Genomic DNA, 7,412 nt, shown 5'->3' with positions numbered 1-7,412 from the left:
CCCTGGCGCAGCGACAGGCCCCGGTCGCCCAGGTAACCATTGATCACCGCCAGAATCCCAGCCGCCAACTCGTGCTTCTCCAGCAGGCGACGGAAATTGAGGATGGTGGTTTCATCGGGAATGCGCTCCAGGCTCAGCCCGGCAAACTGGCGCAAGATCGTGGTCTCGTAGAGTGCCTCCTCCATCGCCGGATCGCTGTAGCCGAACCAGTTCTGCATCAGATGGACGCGCAGCATCGCCATCAGCGGATACGCCGGACGACCGCCTTCACCCTTGGGGTAGTGCGGCTCGATCAGGGCAACCAAACCCTTCCACGGCACCACCTGATCCATCTCGATCAGGAACAATTCCTTACGGGTCTGCTTGCGCTTGCCGGCGTACTCGGCGTCGGCAAAAGTCATCTGCTTCATCGGGAAACTCGGGCAACGGGATCGGCGTATTTCACCAGATTCGGGAAGTCTTCTTCAGGATTTCCCTAGAGGCTCAACTTGCAGAACAGATTGCAGCTCTGGACGCTCTCAAGAACGACTCTGGGCTCAGACGAGAAATTGAGTTCGAGACTAAACTCAAGGCTTTACTAAAGGGATACGGGTTTGGTCTCAAGGTGGTTCTCAATATTCTAGATCCCAAACCCTCTCTGCGGTGGAGTGAGAGCTATCAAGCCTGGATGCCATTTCAAAATCCTCGCCTGGGAATTGAACTGGAGGGCTAAGTCAGGCGGTTTGAGCCAGCTGCGTGGCGGTTTCTGGGTACGCGTTCAGTCGACGAATTAGCACAATGGCTTGAGGGTTGGGCTTCCCGTTGGCTTACGCTGTTTCCGAACAGTGTATGGATTCAGGGGCCGGTCGGCGGTTTGCCCGTCCTTCTAAGAGCAGGGCAAGGCCGCCTGCCAGAGTCAGGATCCCGATCCCGAGCGCCAGGGATAACATTGAGTCCCACAACAGGGGGGCGAGTAGGCCGGCCGCCACAGCAGTCATGGCCAACTGCAGGAAAGTCTGGCACGAGGCGGCCACGCCGGCGCTCTGGCGCAGGGGCTCCAGGGCGCCGCTGACTAGGATGGGCAGGGCGATGGCCAGGCCCAAGGCGTAGGTGAAGAGGGGTGCCAAATTGATCATGCCGGCGGGCCAGGCCCAGGCTAGCGCCAGGTTCAGGGCCACCGAGGTGCTCAGGATGAGATAGGCCGCCGCCAGGGTACCGCTCGCCTGCCAGCGGTAGAGTAGACGGGGGAATAGCAGGAAGCCGGCCACTAGGCCGAGGGCGATGGGGCCATAGACCAAATAGATGTCGGTCCCCTTTCGTCCCAGCAGCCCGACGACGATGGCCGGTGCCGAAATGGCGTAGATGACCATGCTGACCCAGTTGGCCACGTGGGCCAGGGACAGGCGGACAAAGCGTGGGGTTCGCAGCACCCCCAGGTAGGCCCGCCCCAGCGCCGCTGGATTCAGGCCCAGGCGCCTGTCCCGCGGCAGGGTTTCCGGCAGCCAGCGCCAGTAGACGGCTGCCAGGGTCAGGGCGATGGCGGCCAGGGCGACGAACACCATGCGCCATCCGTAGTGGGCACACAGCCAGGCACCCAGGGAAGGCGTCAGCAGAAGGCTCGAGGTCTGGATCAGGGTGATCCAGCTGAGACGGTGTTGCGCATCGGGGCCTTGGTACAGATCATGGAGGATGGATCGGCTGAGGACCAGGCCCGCCCCGGCAGCCAGTCCTTGGAGGATACGCAGGCCCCAGAGTTGTTCGATGCCGGTGGTAAAGGCGCAGGCGGCGGCTGCCAGGCCGAGCAGAACAAGCGAGACGAGAAGGGTTGGCCGCCGTCCCCAGGCGTCGGCGATGGCGCCATACCAGAGGGATGCGAAGGCGCAGGCCACGAAGAACAGTGATAGGCACTGCTGGACTTGCCAGCCGCTGCCCCCCAGATCCCTGCTAATGGCCGGCAGGGCCGGAATGAGCATGTCCGTGCTAAACGAATTCAGCAGCGTCATGAAGGCCAGTAGCAGGATGAGCGCTGCTGGTGATGGCAAGTTCCTGTGTTTCGGCTCCAGGTCCTCGGCCGGGGGCCAACACAGCAAGTCGTCAGCGATGTGCGCAGGGTTGGCGTGTTCGTAGAGCATGTCTGTCCCCGATGGTGCGATGGAGGTCGAAAATTGGTGGACGTGGCAAGGCTGCTTGCCCGTCTCTTCTGGGCGGATGACCTGGATTCGCCAGAGTGAATTGTCCGACTCAGGCCTGTGGGATGCTTTTGATGGCGGTGCTAAGTGTCTTTCTGGGCGCATTACCACAGATGGCCGGTGAGGTGGTGCATTGGGTCACGGGGCCTCTGTCAGTGCTGTAGCTAGTCTGTGTTCGTGAGGGGGTGTGGCGTCGGCGTCAACCAAGTGTTCGACAGCGTCGACAAAGACACCTTCAACTCCAATCTGTGAGCAGTTCGCCAAATAAATGCCACGGGGCTGCCTGGACGATTATGGCAGTCTGGTTCGAGATTGGCTGCGCCTTGGCTAAAGCCTTAATTACCGCTCGATGGCCAGTGCCACACCCTGCCCGCCGCCAATGCATAAAGTTGCCAGCCCCTTCTTGGCATCACGTTTGATCATTTCGTGCAGCAGGGTCACCAGGATGCGGCAGCCGGAGGCGCCGATGGGGTGGCCGAGGGCGATTGCGCCGCCGTTGACGTTGACCTTGTCCATGTCCCAGCCCAGTTCCTGGCCCACTGACAGCGACTGGGCAGCGAAGGCTTCGTTGGCTTCGATCAGGTCCAATTGGTCCAGGCTCCAGCCGGCCTTTTCCAGGCAGCGGCGGGTCGCGGTCACCGGGCCGATGCCCATGATCGCCGGGTCTACGCCTGAATTGGCGTAGCCAGCAATACGCGCCAGCACCGGAAGGCCCAGCGCCTTGGCCTTTTCGGCGCTCATCAGCAGCACGGCAGCAGCGCCATCGTTGATGCTGGAAGCGTTGCCGGCGGTGACGCTGCCATCTTTCTTGAAGGCCGGTTTCAGTTTGGCCAGGGCTTCGGCAGTGGTGCCGGCGCGGGGACCTTCATCGGTATCGAAGGCGACAGGGTCGCCCTTCTTTTGCGGGATCAGGATCGGGGTGATCTCATCCTTGAAGCGCCCAGCCTCGATAGCGGCGGCGGCCTTCTGTTGCGAGGTGGCGGCAAAGGTGTCCTGGGCTTCACGGCTGATGCCGTATTTCTCCACCAGGTTCTCGGCGGTGACGCCCATGTGATAGTCGTTGAAGGCGTCGGTCAGACCGTCATGGAGCAGGGTGTCCAGGATCTTGGCGTGACCCATGCGCAGGCCGGTGCGGGCGCCGGGCAGGATGTAGGGCGCCAGGCTCATGTTCTCCTGGCCGCCGGCGATGATCACCTCGGCGTCGCCGCAACGGATGGCCTGGACGGCCAGGTGCAGGGCCTTGAGGCCGGAGCCGCAGAGCTTGTTCAGCGTCATGGCTGGAACCGTGAACGGCAGGCCGGCGAGGATCGAGGCTTGGCGCGCCGGGTTCTGCCCTGAGCCGGCTGTCAGTACCTGGCCGAGGATCACCTCATCGACCTCGGCGACATCCAGGCCAGTCTGCGCCAGCAGCTGGCGAATCACTGCGGCGCCCAACTGCTGGGCGGGGATGCCGGATAGGGAGCCTTGGAAGCTGCCGATAGCTGTGCGGGTGGCTGCGACGATAACGACTTCACTCATTTGAATCTCCAACAGGGGCCATTTTGCGCCCGGCTGAATGAGGGTGCCCAGTGCACCCTCACGAGGGATAAAAAAGGCGCGGCCACAAAGGAGCGCTGGCCGCGCTTCACGTCAAACGTCAGAACATTTCTGTCTTCAATTCATAGAGCGAGGGGCTACCGGCGCGGATGCTGGCCTCCAGGCTCAGGGTGCGCGGCAGCAGGCGGCGGAAGAAGAATTCCGCGGTGGCCAGCTTGCCGGTGTAGAACGCCTCGTCCTCGCTGCGCCGGGCCTCGGCCACGCTGGCCATGCGCGCCCACATGTAGGCGTAGGCGACGTAGCCGAACAGGTGCAGGTATTCCACCGAGGCGGCACCCACCTCGTTGGGGTTGGTCTTGGCGTGCTCCAGCAGCCAGCCGCTTACGGTCTCCAGGCGCTCCAACGCTACGACCAGCTCGCTGCCGTACGGCACTTCGTGGTGGTGAGCGAAGTTGCGCACCTCGGCGCAGAACTGGCGCAGCGCGGCGCCGCCGTTGGCCACCACCTTGCGGCCCAGCAGGTCGAGGGCCTGGATGCCATTGGTGCCCTCGTAGATCTGCGCGATACGCACATCACGCACATGCTGCTCCTGGCCCCACTCGCGGATGTAGCCATGACCGCCGAACACCTGCTGGCCATTGACGCAGCTTTCCAGCCCAGTGTCGGTGAAGAAGGCCTTGGCCACTGGGGTGAGTAGCGCCACCAGGGCCTCGGCGCGCTGGCGCTCGTCGGCGTCCTCGGTGAACTTGGCCAGGTCGAGCTGTTGGCCGACGTAGCAGGCGAAGGCGCGGCCGCCCTCGGTCAGGGCCTTCATGCTCAGCAGCATGCGGCGCACGTCAGGGTGATTGATGATCGGGTCGGCCACCTTGTCCGTCGCTACCGGGCCGGTAGGCGCGCGGCTCTGGATGCGCTCGCGGGCGTAGCCGACAGCGGCCTGGTAGGAGGCTTCGGCGCAACCGATGCCCTGGATGCCGATGGACAGGCGCTCGTAGTTCATCATGGTGAACATCGCCGCCAGGCCCTTGTTGGCCTCGCCGATCAGGTAGCCGGTGGCGCCATCGAAGTTCATCACGCAGGTGCTTGATGCCTTGATGCCCATCTTATGTTCGATGGAGCCGCAGCTCACCGCATTGCGTGCGCCCAGGCTGCCATCGGCGTTGAGCAGCAGCTTGGGTACCAGGAACAGGGAGATGCCTTTCGGCCCGGCGGGCGCGTCGGGTAGCTTGGCCAGCACCAGGTGGATGATGTTCTCGGTCAGGTCCTGCTCGCCACCGGTGATGAAAATCTTGGTGCCGGTGATCGTGTAGCTGCCATTGGCCTGGGGCTCGGCCCTGGTGCGAATGATGCCGAGGTCGGTGCCAGCATGCGGCTCGGTCAGGCACATGGAGCCGGCCCAGCGTCCCTCGTACATCGGCGGCAGGTAGGTGGCTCGTAGCTCCGCGCTGGCGTGGGCGTCGATCGCCAGGCAGGCGCCGGAAGACAGCGCCGAGTAGAGGGCGAAGCTGGAGTTGGCGGCGTAGAGCATCTCCTCGAACTGCACGGCGAGCATCTTTGGCATGCCCATGCCAGCGAAATCCGGGTTGCCGGAGAGGCCCACCCAACCGCCTTCGATGTAGGTGGCGTAGGCCTCCTTGAAGCCGGCCGGAGTGGTCACCACGCCATCGCACCATTGCGCGCCCTCTTCGTCGCCGCTGCGGTTGAGCGGGGCGATGAGCTGCCCGGTGACCTTGGCCGCTTCTTCCAGGATGGCGTCGGCGGTGTCGGCGTCGACCCGTTCGGCCAGCGCGGGCAGGCGCGCCCAGAGGGCCGGGGCATCAAAGACCTCGTGCAGCACGAATCGCAGATCACGTAAGGGAGCGCAGTACTGGGGCATGGCGGTTTCCTTGCTGATGAACGAGTGGATGGGCCTTTAGATAACTGCGCAGTTCGGAAACCGCGCCGAGTACGCTCGAAAGCGCAGCGTTTCCAAACACCTTCCTTGGCGAAACGGGGGTTAGCTCATGGGCTAGAGTGGCAGCCGATAATCGCGGAACAGTTCGCGTAACTTGAGTTTCTGCAGCTTGCCGGTGGCCGTGTGTGGCAGCTCATCGACGAAGGCCACGTCATCGGGCAGCCACCAACGCGCCACCTTGTCATTGAGATAATCCAGCAACTCTTCGCGGCTCGCGCTCTTTCCAGGCTTGAGCACCACAATCAGCAGCGGGCGCTCTTGCCACTTCGGATGGGCAATACCGATCACTGCGGCTTCGGCTACAGCCGGGTGACCTACCGCGACGTTTTCCAGATCGATCGAGGATATCCATTCGCCACCGGACTTGATCACATCTTTGGCGCGATCGGTGATCTGCATGTAGCCATCCGCGTCGATAGTGGCGATGTCGCCGGTATCGAACCAGCCATCCTGATCCAGGATCGGGCCACCTTGGCCGCGGAAATAGCTGCTGGCGATCCAGGGCCCTTTGACCAGCAGATGACCGAAGGCCTTGCCATCGCGTGGCAAGCTGTTCCCTTCATCGTCCGTGATCTTCATTGATACGCCAAACAGCGCGCGGCCTTGCTTGCTCTGCAGGTCAAGACGCTGCTGCAGATCTTGTCCGGCATGTTTGGGCAATGGGTGGCAGACAGTGCCCAGGGGGGACATTTCGGTCATGCCCCATGCGTGCACCACCCGGGCATCGAAATCTTTTTCGAAGCGCTCTACCACTGCGCGCGGCGCGGCGGCGCCGCCGATCACCACGCGGTTGAGCTGCAGTTCGTCGCGCGGCTTGAGACACCCCTTCTCGACGTGCTGCTGCAGCATCATCCATATGGTGGGCACGCCCAGCGCCAGGGTCACGCCTTCATCACGCATCAGTTCATAGAGGCTTGCGCCATCCAGCGCCGGCCCCGGTAGTACCAGCTTGGCGCCACTCAGAGCACCGGCGTAGGGCATGCCCCAGGCGTTGACGTGGAACATAGGCACTACCACTAGCGCTGAATCGGCCGCCGAGAGTGAAAAGCCCCCCGCCGTGCAGGACGCCAACGAGTGGAGCAGGGAGGAGCGGTGCGAATACAGCACGCCCTTGGGGTTGCCGGTCGTTCCGGACGTGTAACACATCGACGAGGCGGTGTTCTCATCCAGAAGCGGCCACTCGAACTGTTCTGGCTGGTCGGCAATCAGTTCCTCGTAGCAGCGCAGATTGGGAATATCCAGCGCCGGCATATGCGCGCGATCGCACAGGGCGATAAAGGCCTTGACCGTCGACAGCTTGGGCGCCAGTTCCTCGACCAGCGCGGCGAAGCTCAGATCGAAGAACAGGTACTGGTCCTCGGCATCGTTGACGATGAACTCGATCTGTTCGGCAAACAGGCGCGGGTTGATGGTATGCAGCACTGCACCCATACCGGAAACACCGAAGTACAACTCCATGTGTCGGTAGCCGTTCCAAGCCAGTGTGCCAATGCGCTCGCCTGGCTGTACACCGAGGGCGCTCAGCGCATTGGCGGCCTGCTTGGCGCGGCGCCCGACATCGGCATAGGTGCAGCGGTGGATCGGACCTTCGATCGAGCGTGAAACGATCTGCGTGTCTGGGTGAGACGCGCACGCATGCTCAATCAGTGAGGAAATCAGCAAGGGGTGGTGTTGCATCAAGCCCAGCATCGAATAGTCACCTTGGTTTATTGGATTTGTTGTAAGTGGCCTGTGGTACCAGTCACAGGCGCGTCGGC

The 7,412-nt window shown here is 62.8% G+C and carries 4 protein-coding genes and 1 pseudogene; all 5 read right to left on the bottom strand.

Annotated features, from left to right (window positions below; translation table 11 throughout):
* Positions 1 to 410, bottom strand: a pseudogene (locus tag G559_RS0128320) (IS5-like element ISPre1 family transposase); the annotation flags it as partial.
* Positions 411 to 806: 396 nt separating this feature from the next.
* On the bottom strand, positions 807 to 2,111 hold the full coding sequence (locus tag G559_RS29510; RefSeq protein WP_051246956.1) for an MFS transporter: 1,305 nt from the start codon (positions 2,109 to 2,111) through the stop codon (positions 807 to 809).
* Between the two features lie 396 nt (positions 2,112 to 2,507).
* The gene (locus G559_RS0128310) at positions 2,508 to 3,686 is read right to left on the bottom strand and encodes an acetyl-CoA C-acetyltransferase (RefSeq protein ID WP_028631454.1); all 1,179 of its coding nucleotides are present in this window, start codon (positions 3,684 to 3,686) and stop codon (positions 2,508 to 2,510) included.
* Between the two features lie 118 nt (positions 3,687 to 3,804).
* Positions 3,805 to 5,577 carry an acyl-CoA dehydrogenase C-terminal domain-containing protein gene (locus G559_RS0128305; RefSeq protein WP_028631453.1) on the bottom strand — a complete coding sequence of 591 codons (1,773 nt, stop codon included), beginning with the start codon at positions 5,575 to 5,577 and terminating at the stop codon, positions 3,805 to 3,807.
* 132 nt (positions 5,578 to 5,709) lie between these two features.
* Positions 5,710 to 7,344, bottom strand: coding sequence for a 3-(methylthio)propionyl-CoA ligase (locus G559_RS0128300; protein WP_028631452.1), 1,635 nt, complete (start codon positions 7,342 to 7,344; stop codon positions 5,710 to 5,712).
* Positions 7,345 to 7,412: the final 68 nt, after the last annotated feature.

Source organism: Metapseudomonas resinovorans DSM 21078, assembly GCF_000423545.1.
In the GTDB taxonomy this organism is placed as follows: domain Bacteria; phylum Pseudomonadota; class Gammaproteobacteria; order Pseudomonadales; family Pseudomonadaceae; genus Metapseudomonas; species Metapseudomonas resinovorans.
This window is presented reverse-complemented; position numbering and strand designations above follow the sequence as displayed.

What these genes read in the sequence shown, in the direction of transcription:
- G559_RS29510 (WP_051246956.1), bottom strand. Translation starts at nt 2,111, where the DNA reads ATGCTCTACGAACACGCCAACCCTGCGCACATCGCTGACGACTTGCTG.
- G559_RS0128310 (WP_028631454.1), bottom strand. Translation starts at nt 3,686, where the DNA reads ATGAGTGAAGTCGTTATCGTCGCAGCCACCCGCACAGCTATCGGCAGC.
- G559_RS0128305 (WP_028631453.1), bottom strand. Translation starts at nt 5,577, where the DNA reads ATGCCCCAGTACTGCGCTCCCTTACGTGATCTGCGATTCGTGCTGCAC.
- G559_RS0128300 (WP_028631452.1), bottom strand. Translation starts at nt 7,344, where the DNA reads ATGCTGGGCTTGATGCAACACCACCCCTTGCTGATTTCCTCACTGATT.